Source organism: Emticicia aquatilis (genome assembly GCF_014644295.1).
Taxonomy (GTDB): domain Bacteria; phylum Bacteroidota; class Bacteroidia; order Cytophagales; family Spirosomataceae; genus Emticicia; species Emticicia aquatilis.
In genome coordinates this window covers 237,323-260,589 of sequence record NZ_BMKK01000010.1, presented here as the reverse complement: position 1 = coordinate 260,589, position 23,267 = coordinate 237,323, and the positions used below count along the sequence as shown (strand labels likewise).

16 protein-coding genes and 1 pseudogene are annotated in these 23,267 nt (G+C 35.7%); 6 read left to right on the top strand and 11 right to left on the bottom strand.

What is annotated here, in order from left to right; translation table 11 throughout:
* Positions 1-89 precede the first annotated feature (89 nt).
* From IEX65_RS21720 to IEX65_RS21700, 5 genes are all read right to left on the bottom strand, one after another.
* A complete protein-coding gene (locus IEX65_RS21720) occupies positions 90-572 on the bottom strand; it encodes a Uma2 family endonuclease (RefSeq protein ID WP_188769255.1) in 483 nt (160 codons plus the stop codon).
* Positions 573-644: 72 nt separating this feature from the next.
* Positions 645-1,868, bottom strand: coding sequence for an AI-2E family transporter (locus IEX65_RS21715; protein ID WP_229250820.1), 1,224 nt, complete (start codon positions 1,866-1,868; stop codon positions 645-647).
* A gap of 197 nt (positions 1,869-2,065) precedes the next feature.
* The gene (locus IEX65_RS21710; RefSeq protein ID WP_188769253.1) at positions 2,066-2,848 is read right to left on the bottom strand and encodes a hypothetical protein; all 783 of its coding nucleotides are present in this window, start codon (positions 2,846-2,848) and stop codon (positions 2,066-2,068) included.
* A 2-nt stretch (positions 2,849-2,850) separates the two neighbouring features.
* The gene (locus IEX65_RS21705) at positions 2,851-4,593 is read right to left on the bottom strand and encodes a patatin-like phospholipase family protein (RefSeq protein ID WP_188769251.1); all 1,743 of its coding nucleotides are present in this window, start codon (positions 4,591-4,593) and stop codon (positions 2,851-2,853) included.
* A 462-nt stretch (positions 4,594-5,055) separates the two neighbouring features.
* Entirely contained in the window at positions 5,056-6,108 is a 1,053-nt protein-coding gene (locus IEX65_RS21700) for a TolB family protein (protein WP_188769248.1), read from the bottom strand.
* 166 nt (positions 6,109-6,274) lie between these two features.
* On the opposite strand from IEX65_RS21700, the gene IEX65_RS21695 reads away from it, so the two are divergent.
* The gene (locus tag IEX65_RS21695) at positions 6,275-8,515 is read left to right on the top strand and encodes a DUF5916 domain-containing protein (protein WP_188769246.1); all 2,241 of its coding nucleotides are present in this window, start codon (positions 6,275-6,277) and stop codon (positions 8,513-8,515) included.
* A gap of 258 nt (positions 8,516-8,773) precedes the next feature.
* On the opposite strand, the gene IEX65_RS21690 is transcribed toward IEX65_RS21695, so the two are convergent.
* Complete coding sequence (locus tag IEX65_RS21690) at positions 8,774-10,534, bottom strand: hypothetical protein (protein WP_188769244.1); 1,761 nt, start codon at positions 10,532-10,534, stop codon at positions 8,774-8,776.
* Positions 10,535-10,687: 153 nt separating this feature from the next.
* Between IEX65_RS21690 and IEX65_RS21685 the strand changes: the two genes are divergently transcribed.
* Together IEX65_RS21685 and IEX65_RS21680 are read left to right on the top strand one after the other, a co-directional pair.
* Positions 10,688-12,466, top strand: a complete 1,779-nt coding sequence (locus IEX65_RS21685; protein ID WP_188769243.1) for an ABC transporter ATP-binding protein — start codon at positions 10,688-10,690, stop codon at positions 12,464-12,466.
* Positions 12,467-12,720: 254 nt separating this feature from the next.
* Positions 12,721-13,524, top strand: coding sequence for a hypothetical protein (locus tag IEX65_RS21680; RefSeq protein ID WP_188769242.1), 804 nt, complete (start codon positions 12,721-12,723; stop codon positions 13,522-13,524).
* A 108-nt stretch (positions 13,525-13,632) separates the two neighbouring features.
* Here the strand turns inward: IEX65_RS21680 and IEX65_RS21675 are convergent, their stop codons facing one another.
* From IEX65_RS21675 to IEX65_RS21655, 5 genes and pseudogenes are all read right to left on the bottom strand, one after another.
* Positions 13,633-15,168, bottom strand: coding sequence for a 3-coathanger stack domain-containing protein (locus IEX65_RS21675; RefSeq protein ID WP_188769241.1), 1,536 nt, complete (start codon positions 15,166-15,168; stop codon positions 13,633-13,635).
* A gap of 146 nt (positions 15,169-15,314) precedes the next feature.
* Positions 15,315-15,853: pseudogene (locus IEX65_RS21670) on the bottom strand (IS982 family transposase); the annotation flags it as partial.
* Between the two features lie 121 nt (positions 15,854-15,974).
* Positions 15,975-16,340: a hypothetical protein gene (locus tag IEX65_RS21665; protein ID WP_188769232.1), complete on the bottom strand. Its 366-nt coding sequence runs from the start codon at positions 16,338-16,340 to the stop codon at positions 15,975-15,977.
* Between the two features lie 34 nt (positions 16,341-16,374).
* Positions 16,375-17,187 (bottom strand): hypothetical protein, encoded by an 813-nt coding sequence (locus tag IEX65_RS21660; protein WP_188769230.1) that lies wholly within the window; start codon positions 17,185-17,187, stop codon positions 16,375-16,377.
* A gap of 93 nt (positions 17,188-17,280) precedes the next feature.
* Positions 17,281-19,374, bottom strand: a complete 2,094-nt coding sequence (locus IEX65_RS21655; protein WP_188769228.1) for a prolyl oligopeptidase family serine peptidase — start codon at positions 19,372-19,374, stop codon at positions 17,281-17,283.
* A 171-nt stretch (positions 19,375-19,545) separates the two neighbouring features.
* On the opposite strand from IEX65_RS21655, the gene IEX65_RS21650 reads away from it, so the two are divergent.
* The 3 genes from IEX65_RS21650 (at position 19,546) to IEX65_RS21640 (ending at position 23,252) form a co-directional block, all read left to right on the top strand.
* Positions 19,546-20,460: a formate dehydrogenase accessory sulfurtransferase FdhD gene (locus IEX65_RS21650; RefSeq protein WP_188769226.1), complete on the top strand. Its 915-nt coding sequence runs from the start codon at positions 19,546-19,548 to the stop codon at positions 20,458-20,460.
* 137 nt (positions 20,461-20,597) lie between these two features.
* A complete protein-coding gene (locus IEX65_RS21645) occupies positions 20,598-20,828 on the top strand; it encodes a GIY-YIG nuclease family protein (RefSeq protein ID WP_188769224.1) in 231 nt (76 codons plus the stop codon).
* A gap of 138 nt (positions 20,829-20,966) precedes the next feature.
* Positions 20,967-23,252: an FdhF/YdeP family oxidoreductase gene (locus IEX65_RS21640; protein ID WP_188769222.1), complete on the top strand. Its 2,286-nt coding sequence runs from the start codon at positions 20,967-20,969 to the stop codon at positions 23,250-23,252.
* Positions 23,253-23,267 lie beyond the last annotated feature (15 nt).

The following is a 23,267-nucleotide window of genomic DNA, read 5'->3' as shown; positions in this document are numbered from 1 at the left end:
GGCACAATCAAGTTTCGCTTTTTACAGGTATAACCCTACTTCGCTCGGCAAATGAAACGTCTCTACCAAAATTATTCAATGTGATACATTTATTTAAAAACCTCTTCTAAATTTAATCGGATACCTAATTTTTCATCAAGAAGTTCGCCATTCATGAAGGTTTTATAATCATGTTTTGTATGAAAAATATTAATCATCTTGAAAGTTGGAATCACTATCCAACATGATAAAACCCCTGCCCCAAAATATAAATCTAATTTATCGACTAATTCTTGAGTGCTTTGTTTAGGAGAAACAATTTCAATAACACCCAATGGAGCATTTTTTACTCGTATTTCATCTTCAAGCCAGTCGGAAACTTCGGGTGTAAACAAGCATAAATCTGGAGTCGCTCGGCCTGTATTTAGTTCGAGACTTAACTCTACATAAATATCATATTTTTCTTCATAATCATTGCCCAGAAGTCGAGCCAATCTTGATTCTAATTTTGAGTGGTTTTTACTTGGCATAGGCTTTCCACGTTCGAGTAAATATTCGGCTTCTGCATCAATTTGCTCCGTAAATGCTGTCATAATGCTTCATTTGTTTTTTACAAATATATTAATTTTTTACTTAAACTATTCTTTCTTGCACTTATCTCTTGTTTATTTATCTTCTTTTTCCGTACCAATTTGGTCGAAAGCCAGCTCTTGGCTAATCACACTTTTTTCAGCGGCTTCGGGGCTTCCAAAGTCATGTAACGAAAAATCTTCGTTCATTTCTGTTCCCAGAATCATTCCCCACGGCTTGAGGTCTTGGATTCTATCAAAAATAATCTTAAGAATTGCCACAAACGGAATGGACAGGAACATTCCCGAAACGCCCCACAAAGCACCACCAAGTAATACTACAATAATTGAGATAAAGGCATTCACTTCAACTTTTGATGAAACAACTTTTGGAACAATGACATTATTATCTAAAAACTGAATAACAGTATAAGCAATAATGATATACAGAGCGGTGGAATAACCGCCATCACCAGTTACGAGTGACATCATCACAGGCATTGCGATAGCAATTAAACCACCGATGTATGGGACAATATTTAGGATGGCTCCGATAACTCCTAATAGCACAGCATATTCGACTCCTAAAAGCAATAAAGCTGCTGAGTTTAAACCTGCCACAATTAGCATTTCTATCAATAGGCCTTGAATATAGCTCTGAATCGCCATTTTGGTTTCGGTCAATACTTCCGATACCTTCGCTTCGTGTTCGGTATCAAAAACTTCGTAGAAGAAATTGATAAATAATGGTTTGTAATAAAGAATCAGATAAACATAAATCGGTAAAAGCACCACAATTCCGATGATGCCAGCAATCGTCGAAACGGTTTGTCCGATGTAGGCTTTGCTACTTTCTAAAGCATCAGAAACCATTTTCATTTGATTGCTAAACGAAATATTAAAGGTGCTTTTAATCCAAACTTGAAGGTCGTTTAAGATTTGATTGCCTCTGTGTTTAAAATCGGGAGCAAATTCACTGAAACTCGTCATCTGGCTACCCAAAAATGTAATAAGGCCGCCAAAAACTACAATGGCCAATAAGATGGCGATACTAATCGAACCCTCACGTTTGATTTTGAATTGATTAAGACGATTGACCAGTGGATTTAGTAAGATAGATAGCAGGCCTGCATAACACACAGGTACTAAAATATCTTTCAAAATAAAAAGCATATAAAACAGCAAGTATAATCCAAGCAAAACCATCGGGGCTTTGATGTAGAATGGATAACTGCTCTTGCTCGACTTTACATACGAAGTTGGTTTTGGATGTGCGGCCATAGGCTTTTGAGTAAGTTCTTTTAGTAGGCGTTTCAGCATGGTTTTATGTTGTTTTGATGAATAATAGAAACAAAAAAAGAATATCCTCGCAATGAAGATATTCTTTAATCCAAAAAATCGTGCCAGCACTTTTATCCACAATTTGCCAGTTAGACAATACAAAGGCTAGTTTATTTTATATATCTAATTTTGAGAATCGCCTAAAAATTTGCTTCCTCTAATGTCGAGTTGTAATTCTAATCCTTTTTTTGATTATTATCAGCTTCTTTAACTGCTTGCAAATAGTTCACTGGAGAGTCGCCTTGAAGTAAGCTAAAAAGCCAATTGAAATCCCTTTCAGAATAGAAGGTTTTGATATAATTTCTTGCTGCTGGATTATCTCTCAATCTAAGAAGATAATAGGAAAAATAACCTTCTATTTCGTTTACTGTGATTAATTCGCTGCGAAGTAAGTAAATGATTTTGAGAAAGAAATCAAGCATAGAATCGAATGAGTTTCTGATGAAGACATCGTTTTGGTAAATATTGCCATTGGTCCTTAAAACTCTTTCTAATCCTGTAAAATAAAATGTATTGGCTTTGGGGAAAGTTTTTAGACTCCCTTTTATACTTTCTTCATATTTAGCAATGAAATCTTCTTTGGAGATTTTGTCACTAACAAAAGTTTCGTCGATTACCTTATATCCTTTATCGTTATCTTTATCTCTTTCAATTTCTAAGAAAACATCTAAAAACTTTAGGTTAAAATAAGTAATATCTCCTTTAGTTTTTGCCCTTTTTTTATAGTCTTTTTCGGTTGTATCGGAATAATCTTTTTCAGGATAGTGTTTTATTACAAACATATCGAGCATTTCTTTTGCGGCTTTTTTGTCATTTTCAGAAAACTCCTTTACTAATTTATCCAAATACTCAAATCTTTTGATTGTATTATTTTTGGTATATTCAGCTAAACCTTTGTATAAGGTTAGTATTGAAATCAAAAATGCGGCAATTTGAAATAATATTGTCAAGCCTTCCATGATTACAATTTTGGTTTAAAATATTTGTTTAATTCTTTATTAAATGGAGTATCAGCAGATTTGTAAATTTGGGATTGAGCTTGATTCAGAATAAAATCAAAAGATTTGTTTGAAAGAAACCAGCCCAAAGGGAGCTGTTTGCCTTCATTACTGATTCTGTCTAAATTAATAGTTATATAATCATACTTATATTTATCTAAGAACTGTGTTCGAAGATTGTGAGTTAGCGAACTTATGGTTACTGAGCGTCTATCCCAAGCATTTAGTAAACCATACAATGGAGTCGTAGCGTCTTGTAGAAAATTAAGATTTTTATCAGACGAATTATTATCTTTTTCAACGCCATTTTTAATGAATAACACTATTGGCTTGATTTTATAACCAAGCGTATCATTCATTTTATCTTTCAATCGTATCATTAGCTGAAATACAGTTTCGAGTCCAGTATTCTCTTTATAACCTCCATCTATTACATGACCAGTTGGTTTGATATTAGCCCTTTTTATTAGACCACCAGTTGTAATGTATGGAAATCTGGCCGATAATAAAGCTGCTGTTTTTAATGGTACATCGCTGTTTATGTGCGAAATAATGTCTATTTCATCATTAAATACATCATTTTCTCCAGTAAGATTAGTTTTGTCAATATTTAAGCTGGAAACAATTGTTTTTTGACCAGTTTCCATCAAAACACCATTATTGAATAAATAAGGAATGTGCAAAGAGGTATCGGCCCAAAGATTAAGAAAGGGCTTATCGAAAGTTTCCACCAACAAATTATCTTTATATGATTTACTCCAAGCATCTTCAATCTGGCGAGAACGATTGAATGGCTTTAGAGGATAAGGGAATACTCGTTGAAAATTATCTTGAAATAAAAAAGCAGATAAAATATCTGATAGGAAATCACTGCTAATGGTTTTGTTAAAGTTGACCTCAGAAAATGTATGGTATTTTTTTGTACTTTGTTCTTTAAGACTATCTCTGAGGTAGCTTACATAAAAAGTGCCTCCAACAGCACCACCCGAAACTCCACTTATACCATAAATATAATGATGGATATTAGGGTATCTTTTCTCTAAATTTTTAAGAACTAAGGCCGTCCATGTTAATGCCCTGATTCCGCCGCCTTCGGTAGCAATAAAAATAACTGGCAGGATTTTTTTTGTTGAATCGCTACTATTTTTAACCAAATTATCTTTAGCTAAATCTTCTTTTCGTGATAAAATCCATCTATCAAAATCTTCTTCCACTCCTGCTCTTTGTGGTTTTGACGTATCTACTGTTCTAATCTCGGTATTATCATTACATCGGCTAATAAATACTGTGTAAAGCAGAAAGTACATCATCAATGGGCGTCTTCCTGGAATTGTTAAAAAGGATAAAATTGAAAAAACAACAGTAATAAAAGTAAATCCAAATAACAAAACCGCAACTGGCCCTACTGCAATTGCAACTCCCAAAGGTACTGATGCTACGGAGAGGATAAATAATAATGTAACAAAAATGATAAATCCTAAGATTGTGATTCTTGTTATATGAAACGAGAATAAATTGCCCAAAGACTCTTTTAGTGGAGAATAAGTATTTTTTCTGCGTCCTATTTTTTCTAAAAGAGTAGAAAATATTTTTTCTCGATAAACTAAAAAAATAAAGAGCCCAACGGTTAATAAAAAAAGTGAAATGGGAAGAATAAGTGTATCTCGTGATTGATAAAACGGAGCCTTAAATAATAGCAAAATCATAGGTAAAATTGCTAAAAAACGAGGCAGCCAAGTTATCCAAAAAGTTAAACCTTGGCTGTTAGAATCAATAAATTTTGAATCATGACTAATTTGCTTTAATTCAAGTAAAACCCTTGAGCAATAAGCAATAGTTAAACACCATATCAGTAGGGCAAGTAGTGTAATAAACCAATAAAAAATTGATATATCGGGTAAGGCATTTACGGTATCTCTTCCTTGGTCATTAAAATAGATAACTGCCCAGAAAATAAATATAATAATAATTACAAATAGGAGATGCCTCGTAACAACCCAAAAAGTTTTACGTAATTGAGTTAAAATATTGGTATCCAACAGTATTGATAGGAAACGTTGTATTGTCATAATCAAAAATATTTTATTTAAATTTTGATTATTTTATCGAAAAATACAACTATAATAGAACCATTTTTATTAAACGGTTCTATTATAAAAAAGGCACTTTTAATCTACCCAATCGGCAATGAAAAGATTGGTATCTCTCGTCCCACCATTATTGCGGTTTGAACTGAAAATTAGCTTTTTCCCATCATAACTAAACATCGGGAAGGCATTGAAATTACTTTCGGTTGTAATTTTTTGGAGGTTTGTTCCATCAATATTTATCATATACAACTGAAAATCATAGCCACGTTGTGAATGATGATTAGATGCAAAAATGATTTTATCTCCTTTTGGAGTAAAGTAAGGTGCCCAGTTGGCTTTGCCCAACTTTGTGATTTGCTTCAAATCTGAGCCATCTACATTACAAGTGAAAATCTCCATATTGGTAGGGGCTACCAAGTTTTTCTTTAGATTTTCTTTGTATTCGGTTTTTTCTTCTTCGCTCGAAAAGCGTGACGCACGGAAAACCAATTTCTTGCTATCAGGCGAGAAAAACGCACCGCCATCATAGCCCAATTCGTGCGTAATTTGCTTCACATTTTTGCCATCAATATCCATGATGTATAAATCTAAATCGCCATTGCGAGTGCTGGTGAAAACAATCTTTTTTCCATCGGGCGAAACCGTCGCTTCAGCATCATAGCCTGGCGTGTTTGTCAAACGTCTTTTTACTTTTCCTTTTAAATCAGCCACGTAAATATCAAAGCTATCGTAGATTGCCCAAAGATATTTTTTGCCCATATCAGGCACAGGCGGGCAGGCGTGTCCACCGCCTTCGTGCGTACTGCCGTATAATATTTCTTTGCCATTTGGCATAAAGAAACTACAAGTGGTACGGCCAAAACTTGTACTGATGAAATCGGGACGAACCTTTGGGTCTTTTAGGCCTTTTTCTACATCCATATAGAAAATTTGGTCGCACGAAAGTCCCCAAGCTGGGTTGTCCGATTGAAAACTGATGTATTTGCTATCACGACTGAAATAGGCCTCTGCATTATTTCCTCCGAAAGTCAATTGACGGACGTTTTTGAGGTGTTTTTCGTCGGGTGCTTGAGCGAACGCAAGCGATGTGAAAAATATGAATACTAATGCACTAAGTGAAGTATGTTTCATAATAATTATTTGAAATTGTATTTTATTTAGCAAATGTATGACAGAATTAGTTTTTTCTAAAAAATTATTAATAATGCTTTTAAAAACTCTAAAATAAATCAAAAACAGGCAAAATAAGGCTTAAAAAAGTGTATTTTTGTGGCTTATTTCTAACGCCCCTGTCATTATGAATAGACTTCTCCTATTGTTTATCTCATTTTTATTTTTCCTTCAAACTCAGGCTCAGCAAGCACCAACCGTAAAATTTATTACTGAGAAGATAAAACTTGATGGAGTTTTGGACGAACAAGCTTGGCAAAATGCCGAAAAATTACCTTCGTTTTGGCAGTTTTTTCCACAAGATAGTGTGAAGGCAAAGTATCAAACCGAAATCATGTTGGCTTATGATGATAAAAATATTTATATCGGTTCGAAGCTGTATTCACCTGGCAATAATTATGTAACGCCTTCATTCAGACGAGATTTTAGAGCAGGAGGAAACGATAATGTGAGTTTTTTGTTTGATACTTTCAATGATAAAACCAATAGCTTTTTATTTGGTATGAATCCTTATGGAGTTATGCGTGAAGCTTTACTTTATAATGGTGGTACGGCCAATGAGTATTTTAATATGTATTGGGATAATAAATGGAGTGCTATTTCGAAAATGTATGATGGCTATTGGATTTGTGAATTGGCTATTCCACTAACAACTTTGCGTTTTAAAGAAGGTAGCACTCAGTGGAATTTTAAAGCATATAGATTCGATACACAAGCCAACGAACAATCGACTTTAATGCGGATTCCACAGAATCAGATTATTATGAATTTGGGCTACTCAATACCTGTAGTTTTTGAAAAACCACTCAAAAAATCAGGTGCAAACATTTCGTTGATACCTTATTTATCGGCCAGTTCTACACATGATTTCGAACATCCAGAAAATCCTGCGGCAGGTAATAAATTTAGTTTTGGAGGAGATGCAAAAATCGGAATTACATCTGGCCTGAATCTTGATTTGACAGCAAATCCTGACTTCTCGAATGTTGAAGCCGACCGCCAAGTGGTTAATCTTACTCGCTTTGATGTTAATTTCCCTGAACAACGACAGTTTTTCTTAGAAAACTCCGACTTATTTACTGGGTTTGGTAGCTATAATACCAATCCATTTGTGCCGCCATCAGGCACGCTCGGGCCAGCCGCTGGGAATCAGTTGGTTAGTCCGTTTTTTTCTCGACAAATCGGCATTAGCCTTGATACTGTGACAGGTACCAACGTGCAAAGTAAAATTTTGTACGGTGCAAGAATCAGCGGTAAAATTGATGATAATTGGCGTGTAGGATTGCTCAATACTCAAACGGCTGCTGATGCTTTTAAAGGTACTCCAAGCATGAATTACTCGGTAGCTGCCTTACAACGAAAAGTATTTGGTCGCTCAAATATTGCCGCAATTTTTGCCAATAAACAAGTGCTGGGTAAAGAATTGGCAGGAATTAATAGCTATAATCGTGTGGCTGGATTGGAATATAATTTGGCCTCGAAAGATAATCGTTGGAGTGGAAAGGTGTTTTATCATCAAGTATTTAGCCCAACGGTTATTGGAGAAAAATTTGCTCATGGATTTATGCTCAATTATAGCGTTCGGAAATTGATTGCCAAGTGGTCGCATGATTGGGTAGGGAAGGGCTTTGATGCTGAGATTGGATTTGTGCCGAGAAAGAACTTTTTTCACATAAATCCTACGATTGGCTTTAATATTTTCCCCAAATCACGCACCTTTAACCGCATTAGTTATGGGATTGCTTATGACCAGTATAATCAACCTGGTTTGGGCGTGACAGACCGCCAAGCGGGGCCATTTTTATTGTTAGGTTTCCAGAATACGTCAAACATTTTAATGACGTTCAACCAAAATTATACTTATTTATTTAAAGATTTTGATGCTCTCAGAAGTAATAATAGATACCCTGTTTTGAAAAAAGGAACAAGCTATACCTATTATAATTTTTCGGTTAATTACGTTTCTGATTTAAGAAAGAAATTAGCGATTGCTTTTCAGCCTTTGGTGGGGCAATATTTTGATGGAAATATTGTGAGCTTGGTTGGTACTGCTACTTATCGTTTTCAACCTTATGGATTTTTGTCAGTTAATTTTAGCTACAACGATATTAACCTTTCTACGGGTAAAAATAAGGTGTATTTGGTAGGGCCAAAACTTGATTTAACTTTCACAAAAAGTATTTTTTGGACGAGCTATGTGCAGTATAATAGCCAATTCAAAAACGTAAACGTCAATTCACGTTTGCAATGGCGTTTTGCCCCTGTGTCTGATTTCTTCTTGGTTTATACTGATAATTACAACTCAGAAACTTGGATGCCTAAAAACCGTGCGATTTTAGCCAAAGTAACTTATTGGTTGAATCTTTGATTTTTAGTTACTTGTGAATTAGTTACTTGTGTATTGGTTACTGGAAAATTGAAAAAAAATACTCAAATATTATTCATTGCCGTCTGGGCGACCCCGTCGGTTTTAATCGACGGATACTGAAATGAATACAAAATTGGCTTTAGCTTAAACTTTTAATGCAAAGTTTGGGCTAAAGCCAAATATGTTGTACTTCCTATTTATCCGTCAGCTAAAACAGACGGCAATGAATTATAAATTATAGGATAAATAATTTAAGAACTATGACAATGTAATCTTATGCTCAAAAGGAGTAATTCCTGTTAAGAAAACGTGCATTCCTTCGGTGCGGAGGTTTCCGAAATGTGAAGTGTACATTTCGCCTTCGAGTCCACGTAATCTTGAATGTTTGAAAGTTCCTTCTCCAAATTTGATGCTGTCTTTGCCAAATTTATATTCACCAGTGCCGCTTTCGAGTGTATAGTTATCTGGTTCATCATCAAGTTTCTTTAAGCCTATGAGCTGTCCGCCCTCTTTGAAACAAAATTCAATCGTTACTCTTACACCATCAGCTCCTTTTACTGAAAAATTCAGTTCTGCACCGCCATTTTTTTCTTCTACACTAATAGTGGTTTCTATGTTTTTGATATTACTCTGCGGTCTATTCTCAAAATCCATTTTATTCCAGAAACGCCCATCTGTGCTTTTGCTGTGTTTGTAATCGCCATCTGCTCTTTTGAGTTTTGCTGGAAGTGGTTGATAATAAGGTGCTTCGATTTTCTGACTAAGTATATATTTATTGCCTTCTTTCTTCAAACCATCGCTTCTGAAATAACCCGTACTAAAGAAATCGGTCGAAAAACGCATATATTTTAAGATTGCTTCTCCTTTGCGGAAAGTGAAGAAATTGGCACTCGTCGAGCGTCCTGAGCCTATAATTGTTGGTTTATCAGTGCCGCCAAAAATAGTCATTGTAGTATCGTTTCTGCGAATTCTGACCAAGTTGGTTGTCTTGAAAAACTGCTCAAAATTTGTGTTCAAAATCGCAGGTTTGGGCAATGGCTTGCGTAAATCGGGGTCTTCCGTAAAAAATGCCAACAAGTCAGGCATTGTTTTCTCATCAAAGCCTTTGGTTTGCTCAATTTGCTTGCTGATGGCCGCAAACTCAGCATTATTATCGTGCAAAGCCATGTGGCGATAATCCAAATAAAACGGCAGCACATTCATGCCAATGAATTGGTCTTGTCGTCTCGAATCGTTTGTCACAATTTCGCCGTTTGGCTCCATGTAAAAATAAGTCATGCGGAGATTTTTACGCACATAATCGTAGAGTTTTGGGCGTTTTAGCAAGCGTGCGACCGTAATTAGGCAATTATCGGTCACTTCCCCGTAAATCATGCTTCGTTCGAGATAATGTCCATCTGCATCAATAAAAATATTTTCCGAAAGCCATTCATCAATTCGATTGACGTATTTTTTGTCGGGATATAAGTCATTGATACGGGCCAATGCGGCCGAAATCACCCAGCGGTGGTTAGGCGTATGCACACCGCCCGTACGCATGGCTTCGCCAGCTTTCAAGATAAAATCTTTTAGAAGTGTTTTTACTTCCGAGAGCGAAGGCATGGTGAGTTTACGTAAAATAACATCAGCTGCACAGATTGGCTCTAATATAAAAGCAGTGTCGGGCGGAGAAGCCAAATTTCCGAGGTCGAGCGTTCCATCTGTTTTTTGATATTTTATCAGAAAACGTAAGATTTTGGTCATGTAAGGCACGAGAGCATCTTTCTGATAAAAACGAGAAGTTGGCTCGGATAATGCCGCCGAAAGATTAGCAAAGTCAAAACCCAATCGACGACGAATTTCGGTTATTTCTGGCTCTAAAACCTTTATTAATTTATCAACTTCTTGATTATTGGCTTGCACAACTTTTACAAAAAAAACATCATTATCATCAGCCCAAGCCAAATAGGGCGAAAAAGTAAGTAAAGTGCCTACTCCGAGGCATTGCTTGAGGAAAGCTTGTCGAGTAATATTTGACATACTTAGGGTTAAATTTTAGCTTGTAAAAGTATATGGAAGAGTGTGGGCTTTCAAATGATTTATTGCTCAAAATTGATACTTTATTCAAACCCAAGCCTAAAATTGACTAAATTGTGGCCTTGAAAATTAATTACAGGAGTTTAAATTGCCACGATGGAACAGAAAATTTATAAAAATCCATATATCTCTTTATTGAAAACTGCTTGGAAATATGCCAAGCATGAGCGAAAAAGATATTTACTTATTTACGCCCTCTTTGCTTTGGCCAATGTGGTGTTTTCTCTCAACCCGATTCTATTTGGTTGGTTTATTGATAAAATTCAGCATGATTTTCAGCATACAATCAAATATACGGTTTGGTATGCTTTGGGTTATTTGGGACTAAAACTTTTGGAGTGGGTTTTTCATGGCCCAGCTCGAATCATGGAGCGTCAATTGGCGTTTAATTTGAGCAGGAATTTCTTGCAAGAAATGTATCATCAGGCACTTCATTTACCTGTAAAATGGCACCAAGACCATCACAGTGGCTCAACCATCAACCGTATCAGAAAGGCTTATGAGGCACTTAAAAACTTCTTTCAAAATGGATTTATGTTTTTGCATGCTCTCTCAAAGTTTATTTTTTCTTTCGGTGCTATGCTTTATTTTTCGCCACTTTTTGGAGGAATCGGAGTTTTGATAGGCGTATTTACGATTTGGGTAATTTTTCAATTCGATAAACCTTTCATCAAAACGCTCGACGAAGTAAATGAAAAAGAGCATACAATATCCTCAACGCTTTTCGATAGCCTTTCAAATATCATTACGGTCATTACGCTGCGTTTGGAGAAAAGCATGGAGTCGGGTTTGATGACAAAAGTGAAAGATTTGTTTCCACCTTTTCGTAAAAATGTTGTGATAAATGAATGGAAATGGTTTACGGCCGAAATGCTCGTTGGCTTCACGTATGTGGTAATTACGCTGGGTTATGTGTATCAAAATTATGAGTCAAATAAGGTTTTTTATGTGGGAGGTTTGGTTACGCTTTTGGGCTTTGTGAATCAGTTTACGAGTGTTTTTCATGATGTGGCTTGGCAATATACCGAAATTGTGCAGTACAATACTGATGTGCAAACGGCTCGCTCGATTGGTGACGATTATGCTAATAATCATCGAGCAGAAACAACGATTGCTTTGCCTCAAAAGTGGCAAACAATTGCGATTGATAATCTAAGCTTTTCTCACCGTGATACGTATGATGAAGGCCACGCTCCGCAAAGTTTACATGATATTTCGATAAGTATTCAAAGAGGTAAGAAAATTGCTTTTATTGGCGAAAGTGGTAGTGGGAAAAGTACGTTATTAGCCTTACTAAGAGGACTTTATGAGCCAGAAGCAGGCCTGAATTTTGAAGTGGATGGAAAACCATTTCAGATGGCAACACTCAATGAAACTGTAACGCTTTTTCCGCAAGAACCAGAGATTTTTGAGAATACAATTCGCTATAATATTACACTCGGATTGCCTTTTGAGGAGGCCGATGTTTGGAAGGTTTGTGAAGAAGCTTATTTTACTGATACGGCTAAAAATTTGCCAAATGGACTGGAATCAAGCATTCAGGAAAAAGGCGTAAATCTTTCGGGTGGACAAAAGCAACGTTTGGCTTTGGCTCGTGGAATTTTGGCCGCTCAAACCAGCGAAGTGGTGCTGATGGACGAGCCAACGAGCAGTGTTGACCCAAAAACTGAAGCATTGATTTATGAGCGTTTGTTTGAAGCTTTCTCCGATAAAGCAGTCATTTCTTCGCTTCATCGTTTGCATTTACTTCGCTATTTTGATTATGTGTATGTATTAAGTCAGGGAAAAATTGTTGCAGAAGGTACATTTGAGGCTTTGAAAACTACAAATGCAACATTCCAAGAACTTTGGAAACATCAGGATGTGGAGGGGTGAATAAATTCATCGTTCTTTTTATCCGAATATCATTCAAAACGTTCCTTTGGCTTAAATCCACTCTGAGAAACCAGTTTTTTGTATCAGTTTTACGGCCTAATTAAACCGAAAACATGATACCAGATTAACTCAATGCCGAATTACTAACAATCAGTCAAAAGTTCGAAAATAGAAAACAAATTGCTCAAAAGCTGCAAGAAGCCAAGCGAGTGCAACGAATCGAACAACAAAAATTGGAAGCTACAAAACGTAGAATGAACGAAGAGTTTCAGGATGTTAAAGACCTTGAAACAATTACGCTAAAATCTATTTGGTACGATTTATTGAATAAGAAATTTACCGAATTGGAGCGTGAACAAGCCGAGTATTATCAAGCAAAAATTCAATATGAAAGTCAGCAAAATAAAGTTGATCATCTTGCTCTTGAAATAAAATCTTACGAAGCCCAACTATTTGATTTTGAAACGCTTAAAGTTCAATACGAGGGTCTTATTCAAGAAAAAGTAAAGTTATTGAAGGAAAATAACCATCCGAAATTGTTGGATATTTTTAGCAAACAAGATGAATTAGTAAAAATAGATGCTTACATAAAAGAGATTCAAGAGGTAATTTCGGCTGCTGAAAAGGTGTTAGGTGTGATGCCGAAAGTAATCAAGGATTTACAAGATGCTAAAGCTTATGCAAACTGGGATACGTTTGGAGGAGGTAGCTTTTCTACCTTTCTAAAACGTGAAAAGATGCAAAAAGCTAAAATGGGAATTGTTGAAATCAATTATGTTTTAGATAAACTAAAGAGAGAGTTAAATGATATAAAACCAGACTTAGTTCCTTCACCTATAAAGTTTGACACTTCATCAGAATTTATTGATTATTTTTTTGATAGTTTTTTTGTAGATATACTTATCAAAGATAAGATTGTCGATGCCTACAATTCTACTTTATCGCTTCGTGATTCAATAATTTTGTTGAAAGAAAAACTAATTGCTGAAAAAAGTATTCAACAAAACCTCTATCAGGAAAAGGAAAATAATTTTAGAGAGCTTGTTGAGTCGGTATGATATATTTTAGAAAAATCTGAGCGAAATTGATTGTGTTTCGCACAGATTTTAATTTCAAAACTTCGCAACAAAACCCATATTCCACCAAAATTAAGTAAAACAATTTATTTAGTATTGACATCCATAATCAAGAACTGTTTTAAAAACTGAGCCAGTTTCTACCTCAAAACCATTGTTAAGTATAAATGCTTTACTGGCTTTATATTCACGATTTACATTTCCAGTTATTTTCTGTGTAGAATTTAGATAGTCAAGTGAGCCTTCATTTTGAATCGAGACACCAGAAATATTTCTTTCAGATAAACAATTTGGTTGGAAATACCAAAGTTCACTACCATAAGTAGGGTGAAAAGCCGTAAAATATAATCGGTTATTAAATGCAATAAAGTCGGTAGGTCTTGAGCTTGCTGTTCCAGGGTTAATATCCATGAGCATTTTTGTGCCAGCTGATGTACCATCTGTAAACCAAACTTCTTCTCCTTCTTTGTTAGTTGTTCCTAAGAAAAAGATACGGTTTTGAAAATTTGCAGGCCTCTTTTCTCCACCATTATATGGGTTATAATAACCTGATAGAGTTGTTCTTACATCATAGTTTATTATTTTTGTTCCGTTGGCTGTTCCATCTGATGCCCAAAGACATAAACGTTTTCCTTCATCATCTAAATTTCTTGATTCAAAAATTATTTTGTCGTTTACTTGCCCTAGTATGTTGACTTCATTTGTGCTGTAATTATTCAGTTTAACAACCTTGATTGAGTCATTAGAAACATAACATAGTTGTTCGCCTACAAACGCCAAGCTGCAAACGAAATAGAATTTGTTTTTAAATATTGTGAAATTTTTTAGCAATCCCATGTAGGAGCCTTCATTTGGAGTGTAGTATTTCAAATTTTTCCAAGTGATGAAACCATTATTGTCAATAGTCCCCTTATCTAAATAATAAAAATATCCTCCGTAAGTTGATACGTACATTTCATTATCTAAAAATTGAATATCATAGATATTCGAACGTATTAATTGTACTTGATTATTTCTTATTCTGTAAAGATATCGAGTTAAGTTTGAGCTATTATAAATGACACCAATGAAATAAATGTCATTTTTATAATAACAATGTTTCTCAATCCATAGGTTATTTGGCGTCGAAAACATGGTTTCGGAAACGCCATTTGCCGTTGGAATCATTCTCCAAAATTTGTAATTATAATTATTGTCTGCAACACTTATATAAAAAGTATCATTTTTGGCAATTGCATAATTCATTACTCCACGCTGACTGGAATATACAAAATCATTATTGTTGCCTGTTTTAGTAAAAGCCAATTTTGGAACAACATCATTTGCAGGAATATAACAATGAAACATCATGTAATTAGTTGATGTTACTGCACTACGGATGTTTATATTAGCTAATACTGTAGTACTTTGGATATTATCAAATTTCCATAAATTTGTGCTTCCACCATATATGCTACCCACCGAACGGCTCATATACAAATTATCTTTCCAAGCGAATAAATTACTCGTAGAAGGAACAACCCCGTTTCCATCATAGGAATCCTGAAATAAAGTGGGTAATTGTGCTTGAATTGGAAGAAAATTGAACAGAAAAAGAGTAGTTAAAATTAAAATAGACTTTTGCATAGGGAGTATTGTATGAAAATTAATAGACTTTTTAGAATAATAAACTTCTATGAATATTATTGCAAGTTTTATTTTTTGTTTGCAACAAAAAGTTTCCAATTTACTTATTACACTGCAATTTTAATAAGTATAACGTGAGCTCGGGATTACTTTTGAATAAAAACGGTTGGCTTTTCATCGTAAATATACAATTAATGCCCCAAAAGTATGAGCAATCGCATTTATAGGATTATGATGGCGAGTATGTTCAATATCAAAAACCGTCATTAAAATATCATTTACTGATTCAATCAAAGCTCGTTTTTTTAGATTGATTTTATCATTAAGATTCATTATTTGATTTTTCATATTAGCTCGAACTTTATGGACTAATTCTAACCCTTGTTCATAGAAAAAGCTAAATAGTTTTGAAATATACCCTTTATCACCAAAACATTTTACTTTGAGTCCTTTAAGCATTTGTTTTAACAGGTTTTCATTATTATCAGATACACTGGCATGTGTTAAGCCAAAATTTATAATTTGACCTAAGTTGTTGATAATCAGATGTGTTTTTAAACCATAGAACCACCCAATTGAAGATTTTCCATGTTTTGCAAAGACTTTAAAAACTTTATTTGAAGGGTTCGCCGTAGCGATGAATTCTTCGATTATCACAAACGGGAAGCTTTTTGCTATCTATGAAGCGGTCCGCCGCCGCGGTTCGTTATTTAGCTCTATCATAGGGCTTTAATTTGAGTTTTGGGTGTCAGATACCACAAATATCTCATTTTTTAGCCCTTTTGACATTATTTACAATCCCGAACTCACGTTATTTTATTAAAATCAATAGGTGTTTCAGTGCTCAATTCATCAAAAATGAGCTTTTGTAATGAGTTGAGCATTGTTACTTTGTAGCTTTTTAAATTATCAATAATTTCAGTATTACCTGAGTAAAGATTTTCGATTTGTTCTGTTGTAGGAAAATCTTTCTTAGTAATAAATACTTCAAATGCTTCAACTTCAAAAATGTGTAAGCATTTCCCAAAGGGGTTTAAGGGCTGAACGATTATAGAAGAATCATCTAAAAAATAAGCTGTTGAAAGATTAAAGCTTATGAATTGCTCTTTTTTTACTTTTATACTTGATTTTATGTCTTCAGCAGTTTCTATGTCTATAATATTATAACTCATACACGAGGCCTTTTTGATAATTGAGAATCAAGGTTTACTTTGAGTCTTTTACTTTTTCTACTTTAACATATTTTTTGGTATCCTCACTTTTCTTTACCCAGTATCCTTCAAAAGCTTCAAAGATATTTTGTCTTAAATCTTTGGGATTTGCAGGGTCTCCGTTTGGGGTTATTGTCTGATTATAGAATACCAGATTATTATTGAATACATCAATTATCAAAATCTCATTTATACAAGAATAAACCATTTGAGGTAACTTATAAAACCCAAAGCCTGTTGTGGCAACGAGCGATATCCCCAACGCATTAGTCAGTAAAAAATCTCTCCGGGCATCTTTGGCATTTTCGTAGGTTCTTGTACTTCCTAAGGTCAGAATAAATGATACATATTGCTTATTTTTAGTTTTCAGAATATTAATTGTATTTTCTGACAAAGTCATGGCTGAAAACGTCGATTGCATTTCCTTTTTGAGTATTTTTCTCCCCGTAGCATTATCCATATTTTTAACTTTTAGACGGTAATTAGCAAGCGTGTCAATTTTCTTTGCAATATCCCGATAAACAATGTTGGCTTCGTACGGAGTTAATTCGATTAATTCTGATTTTATGTCAGCTGTGTGGGTAAGTTCAGTATAAATTATATCAGAATTAGTTGCCACCATTTGATTCATGGCATTTGTATTTGGAAGTTCATCAGAATTGGCTATTACATTAATATTTGAAACAGAGTTTAGGTATCCTGTTTCCTTAATGGCATTAACTTTTACGTTTGAAATAAGGGTTGTGTTAGTGCTGCAAGCTGTTAAAATACAGAGAGAAATGAGGAAAAAAAGTAGATTTTTAGTCATGTGAATTTCCAAAAATATGTTGTTAAAAAAGGTGATAGTATAATAAATTTAGAGAATGCCCGTGTTTGACAAGAGCATTCTCTAAATTTAAGATTAAAACTTCGGAACAAAACCCATATTCCACCAAATAAATGCGTAAATATCAGCCGTTGATTCGAGGTTTTTCTTCGTATTACTTGCTCCGTGACCAGAATTTGTATCAATTTTAATCAATAACGGATTTTTGCTGCTTCCTGCACCGAGTTCTTGCAAAGTAGCTGCATACTTAAATGAGTGTGCTGGCACAACTCTATCATCATGGTCGGCCGTGGTGATGAGCGTCGCAGGGTAATTTACGCCCGATTTAATATTATGAATTGGCGAGTAACCATACAAAGTTTTAAATTCTTCGGCATTATCCGACGAGCCATAATCGGCAATCCAGTTCCAGCCAATCGTAAATTTCTGAAAACGCAACATGTCCATTACACCCACTTGTGGAATGGCTACTTTTGCCAAATCTGGACGTTGGTTCATCACCGCACCCACCAAAAGACCACCATTTGAACCACCACGAATGGCCAAATGTGCGTTATCGCAATATTTTTGAGCAATCAGATATTCGCCTGCTGCAATAAAATCATCAAAAACATTCTGTTTTTTGAGTTTCATGCCTTGTTCGTGCCATTTTTCGCCATATTCACCACCGCCACGAAGGTTAGCCGAAGCATATACGCCACCTTGCTCCAAAAATGGAATCAAAGTTGGACTAAAACCTGGGTTTAGGTTTACATTAAAACCACCGTATCCATAAAGCAAGGTTGGATTTTGTCCGTTTAGTTTTAAGCCTTTTTTATAGACAATAAACATCGGAATTTTCGTGCCATCTTTACTCATATAAAAAACTTGTTTTGTCTCGAAATCAGTTGCTTTGAAATCTACTTCTGGTGAGCGGAAAACGGTGCTTTTCTTGCTGGCAATATCATATCTGAAAATAGTAGGAGGGTAGTTGAAGGTACTAAATGTATAAAACACAAATTTATCATCAGCTTCGCCACCAAAGCCACCTGCCGAACCCAAAGAAGGAAGTTGTACCTCATTTTCACGCTTTCCGTTGAAATCATAGACATAAACACGAGTTGTAACGTCTTTCAGATACAAAGCAAATAACTTTCCACCCGCCGAACTTACACCTTGTAATGGCTCTGATTTTTCGGGTAAAATCGTTGACCATTTACCCGTAGCAATATCAAATTTTTCTACTTTATCATTTGGAGCATTGTGGTTAGTCTGAACCAAAAATGCTTGTCCGATATTATCAACAATGCTATAACTCGAATTAGTAATTTCAGCAATAATTGGCTTAAATTCTTTCTCTCCAGCCGCTCTATAATACAAAGCGTTGCCATCTTTACCTTTACCACGGTCTGAGATGCTCAAGAATGCAAATTTTTGGTCTTCGCTCGTATAAACGCCATTGAAGCGTTGAGGATTAGTTTTATCTTCAAAAACCAATTCATCATCGGCCTGACTTGTGCCTACTTTATGGAAAAATACTTGATGATTTTCGTTTTTGGCGGCCAAAGCACTACCTTCTGGTTTCGGATAACGGCTATAATAAAAACCATTTCCTTGCCAAGAAATACCCGAAACCTTCACCCATTCAAGTTTTTCGCTGAGGTTTTGCTTCGTGGCCATGTCCATAATTACAATATCTTGCCAGTCAGAACCACCTTTCGATAATGCCATTGCACCATATTTTCCATCTTTCGATAATACAAACTGTACTAAACGCGTAGTACCATCAGCTGAAAGTTTATTTGGGTCAATGACCAATTCGGGTGTGCCATCAAGTCCTTTCTGACGATATAGCACCGACTGGTTTTGCAGGCCATCGTTTTTATAAAAATAAAACCACTCACCTTTGCGTGAAGGAGAAGAATATTTTGGATAATTATAGATTTTCTCCAAACGTTTCATGATTTCTGCACGATACGGAATCTGCTCGAAGTATTTATTCGTTACCTCATTTTGCTGTTTTACCCACTCGGCAGTTTCGGCCGAACGGTCGTCTTCAAGCCATCGGTATGGGTCGGCAACTGTTGTGCCATGATAAGTGTCGGTGTGGTCGATTTTTTTTGTTACTGGATAATTGTACTGAGCCATTGCTAAACTGGGGAACAAGAGAGAAATAAGAATTTTTTTCATAGTTTTTTAAGTTGGTCCGACGGCACGTCTGACCGTATTTGTTATTGATGAATAAATTGTAGGACAAGTTTCTAATTTGTCAAAGATAGCGTAATTGCATTTTAATGAACAAACAACTATCAATCAAAGAAGTTTTACTAATTTGGTCGAATCAACAAAACTTACAAACAAATGTACGGAATAAAATCTTTTGAAATAAAGAAAATTGGGGCGAAAAGCGTAGAAAAAATACCCGATTTAGTGGCTTGGGAAGAACCACTGGAAATTCGTTTGGGGTTTGGAGAAATGGAAAATAGGCAGCAAAAAAGCATTTCAGTTACGATGCGAACGCCCACTGGCCACGATTTTGAACTGGCATTAGGTTTTTTGTTTACAGAGGGAATCATTGCTAAGTTGGATGATATATTGAGTATTCGATACTGCGTAGATGCGGGCCGACAAGCACAAGAGAACATCGTAAGGGTTGAATTAAAGCCAAGTATTGAAGTAGATTTAAGTAAAGTTGAACGGAATTTTTACGCAACTTCGAGTTGTGGAGTCTGTGGCAAAGCATCGATTGAGAGTATCCAGCAGCATTGTAAGATATTGTCGAGTGATGATTTTAAAGTACCAGCCAGCTACATTCAGTCGTTACTCAACATTCTAAAAGAAAAACAAGTATTTTTCAAGCACACAGGCGGGCTTCATGCGGCATTAATCATAAACCCTCAGCCGACCCATCAGACTGCCCTAAAGGGAAGTAAAGAAAAGATTGCTGATTATGCAAGCTCCCCTTTAGGGGCGGGGGGGCGTTGCCGTGAAGACATCGGTCGTCATAATGCACTTGATAAAGTCATTGGTGCAGCGTTTCAAGCCAATCTTTTACCCTTAAAGAATAATATTTTGGTTATGAGCAGCAGGGCAAGCTTTGAAATCATACAAAAGGCGGCCGCTGCACAAATTCCGATTGTTGCCTGTGTAGGAGCCCCATCAAGTTTAGCCATCGAAACGGCTCAGGATTTTGGTGTTACTTTGATTGGATTTTTGAGAAATGATGGATTTAATGTTTATGCTCATGAAGAGCGAATAATCAGTAGTTGTGAGTAGAATATTTGTTTCTTAAAGCTACCTTTATCAACTATTCCGTAATCGTCGTCAATGTCATTCCGTAGGAATCTGAAATCATTGAATCTGATTTATAAAAAGAATTAGAAAGAGTTTCATACATAAAGCTGTAGAATGAAATGAATACTTATTACGTATATATCACAACAAATCCAAGAAAAAATGTATTATATACAGGCGTTACAAACAATTTAAGGCAAAGGATGAATCAACATTATGAGAACAAAGGAAAGTCTGAAACTTTTGCTGGAAAATACTATTGCTACAATTTGATTTATTTTGAAGAGTTTACAGATATTAAACAAGCAATAGAAAGAGAAAAAGAAATTAAAATCTTAAGAAGAGAGTAGAAAGAAAATTTAATCAGACAAATAAATCCTAATTGGGAATTTATTAAAGTAGATTAAACTTATGCTCAATAACAGATGCTTTCAGTATAACAAATTCTATGTAATTGTAGATTTTGAATTTCTAATATACAAAATATTATGTCGAAAATAAACCCTCAACCACCGACCCATTTCACGGGAATCGAAACTACTGAACCCGCCAAAGAAGCAGCGGGTTTTACCGCCGTGTTTTCTTCGATGAAACACGTGTTTGGTGCAATGCCTGTCCGACGAGGTTTAAAATCTTTACTAAACCTCAACCAAAAAGGAGGAGTCGATTGTCCGAGTTGTGCATGGCCAGACCCCGATGGTGAACGCTCAAAAATTGCCGAATACTGCGAAAATGGAGCAAAAGCCATTGCCGAAGAAGCCACAACCAGAAAAGTAACGCCTGTTTTTTTTCAAAAATATTCGGTTGCTGGACTTTCACAAAAATCAGATTATTGGTTAGGGCAGCAAGGAAGATTAACGCATCCTTTGATTGTAAAAGAAGGAGGACAGCATTATGAAAAAATATCATGGGATGAAGCCTTTCAACTCATTGGTAATCAGTTAAATAAATTAGATTCACCTGATGAGGCAATCTTTTATACTTCAGGACGAACCAGCAATGAGGCTGCTTTTTTATATCAGCTTTTTATCCGAATGTACGGCACAAACAATATGCCCGATTGCTCGAATATGTGCCATGAGTCAAGCGGTTCGGCTTTGGGAGAAACTTTGGGTTTGGGTAAAGGTTCGGTAAAACTGGATGATTTTGAGAAAGCCGAAGTAATTATGATTCTCGGACAAAACCCCGGAACGAATCATCCACGGATGCTCTCAGCACTCAAAAAAGCTAAACGTGCCGGAGCAAAAATCATTTCGGTTAATCCTTTGGTCGAAGCTGGATTATTGAAGTTCAAGCACCCACAAGAAATGCGTGATGTGGTTTTTGGTGGCGAAAAATTGACCGATATCTATTTACAAATCAAAATCAACGGAGATTTGGCTTTGTTGAAGGCAATCAATAAACTTTTACTCGAAGCTGAACGTAAAACAGGAGGTGTTTTTGACAGAAATTTCTTGAGTAATCAGACTGAAAACTACGAAAAATATATAAAAAGTCTTGAAAATGAATCTTTGGAACAGCTCTCTGACGAGTGTGGAATAGCTTTGGAAGAAATTAAAGCGGCGGCTGATTTATTGATTCAATATAAAAAAATCATTGTCTGTTGGGCAATGGGACTTACCCAACATAAGAACTCAGTACCAACCATTCGAGAGGTTGTTAATCTACTTTTATTGAAGGGGAGTATCGGTATTGAAGGCGGAGGAACTTGCCCAGTTCGTGGACATTCAAATGTGCAAGGCGACCGCACAATGGGTATTTTTGAAAGACCCAAACCAGAGTTTTTAGATAATCTCCAAAAAGTATTTGGGTTCGAACCTCCACGCAAGCATGGATATGATACCGTAGAGGCCATCAAAGCGATGGCTGAAGGAAAAGCAAAAGTTTTCATCGGAATGGGTGGTAATTTTTTATCCGCTACACCCGATACTGAGTTTACGGCCAAAGCCCTGCAAAACTGCGATTTAACAGTTCATATTTCTACCAAACTTAATCGAAGCCATTTAATTCACGGAAAAACGGCTTTGATTTTACCAACTTTGGGTCGTACAGACCTTGATATTCAAGCAGGTGGTGTACAATTCGTTTCGGTTGAAGACTCAATGGGCGTGGTGCATAGTAGTAAGGGACTTCTTAAACCAATTTCCGAACACTTATTGTCTGAGCCAGCTATTGTAGCAGGAATGGCAAAAGCTACTTTGAAAAATAATATTGTAGATTGGGATTCACTCGTTGCCAATTATAATAATATCAGAACTTTAATTGAGCAATCCATCGCAGGTTTTGATAATTATAATGTTCGGGTTCGTCATGATGGCGGTTTTTATTTACCAAACCCACCTCGTGAAAGAAAATTTAGTACCGATACACAAAAAGCTAAGTTTACTATTAATCCATTAGAAAGTATAAAATTGGCAGAGGGCGAGTATTTGATGATGACTATCAGGAGCCATGACCAGTTTAATACGACTATTTATGGTTTAGACGACCGTTACCGAGGTATTTATAATGAAAGAAGAATCATTATGATGAACGAAACTGATATGCAAGAAGCTAATTTTGAGAAATATCAATTGGTGAATTTGTATAACAATCACGGAGGAGTTGAGCGAGTTGCTGAAAAGTTTATCATTGTGCCCTATAATATTCCAAGAAAATGCGTAGCCACGTACTTCCCCGAAGCCAATGTTTTAGTGCCGATTGATAGCTACGCCGATATTAGTAAAACCCCAACCTCAAAATCAGTAGTGATTACCATAAAAGCATTTCTATAAAAAATGAGAGAAAAA

What these genes read in the sequence shown, in the direction of transcription:
- IEX65_RS21640 (WP_188769222.1), top strand. Translation starts at nt 20,967, where the DNA reads ATGTCGAAAATAAACCCTCAACCACCGACCCATTTCACGGGAATCGAA.
- IEX65_RS21650 (WP_188769226.1), top strand. Translation starts at nt 19,546, where the DNA reads ATGTACGGAATAAAATCTTTTGAAATAAAGAAAATTGGGGCGAAAAGC.
- IEX65_RS21695 (WP_188769246.1), top strand. Translation starts at nt 6,275, where the DNA reads ATGAATAGACTTCTCCTATTGTTTATCTCATTTTTATTTTTCCTTCAA.
- IEX65_RS21645 (WP_188769224.1), top strand. Translation starts at nt 20,598, where the DNA reads ATGAATACTTATTACGTATATATCACAACAAATCCAAGAAAAAATGTA.
- IEX65_RS21700 (WP_188769248.1), bottom strand. Translation starts at nt 6,108, where the DNA reads ATGAAACATACTTCACTTAGTGCATTAGTATTCATATTTTTCACATCG.
- IEX65_RS21690 (WP_188769244.1), bottom strand. Translation starts at nt 10,534, where the DNA reads ATGTCAAATATTACTCGACAAGCTTTCCTCAAGCAATGCCTCGGAGTA.
- IEX65_RS21710 (WP_188769253.1), bottom strand. Translation starts at nt 2,848, where the DNA reads ATGGAAGGCTTGACAATATTATTTCAAATTGCCGCATTTTTGATTTCA.
- IEX65_RS21655 (WP_188769228.1), bottom strand. Translation starts at nt 19,374, where the DNA reads ATGAAAAAAATTCTTATTTCTCTCTTGTTCCCCAGTTTAGCAATGGCT.
- IEX65_RS21660 (WP_188769230.1), bottom strand. Translation starts at nt 17,187, where the DNA reads ATGACTAAAAATCTACTTTTTTTCCTCATTTCTCTCTGTATTTTAACA.
- IEX65_RS21675 (WP_188769241.1), bottom strand. Translation starts at nt 15,168, where the DNA reads ATGCAAAAGTCTATTTTAATTTTAACTACTCTTTTTCTGTTCAATTTT.
- IEX65_RS21720 (WP_188769255.1), bottom strand. Translation starts at nt 572, where the DNA reads ATGACAGCATTTACGGAGCAAATTGATGCAGAAGCCGAATATTTACTC.
- IEX65_RS21665 (WP_188769232.1), bottom strand. Translation starts at nt 16,340, where the DNA reads ATGAGTTATAATATTATAGACATAGAAACTGCTGAAGACATAAAATCA.
- IEX65_RS21705 (WP_188769251.1), bottom strand. Translation starts at nt 4,593, where the DNA reads ATGATTTTGCTATTATTTAAGGCTCCGTTTTATCAATCACGAGATACA.
- IEX65_RS21680 (WP_188769242.1), top strand. Translation starts at nt 12,721, where the DNA reads ATGAACGAAGAGTTTCAGGATGTTAAAGACCTTGAAACAATTACGCTA.
- IEX65_RS21715 (WP_229250820.1), bottom strand. Translation starts at nt 1,868, where the DNA reads ATGCTGAAACGCCTACTAAAAGAACTTACTCAAAAGCCTATGGCCGCA.
- IEX65_RS21685 (WP_188769243.1), top strand. Translation starts at nt 10,688, where the DNA reads ATGGAACAGAAAATTTATAAAAATCCATATATCTCTTTATTGAAAACT.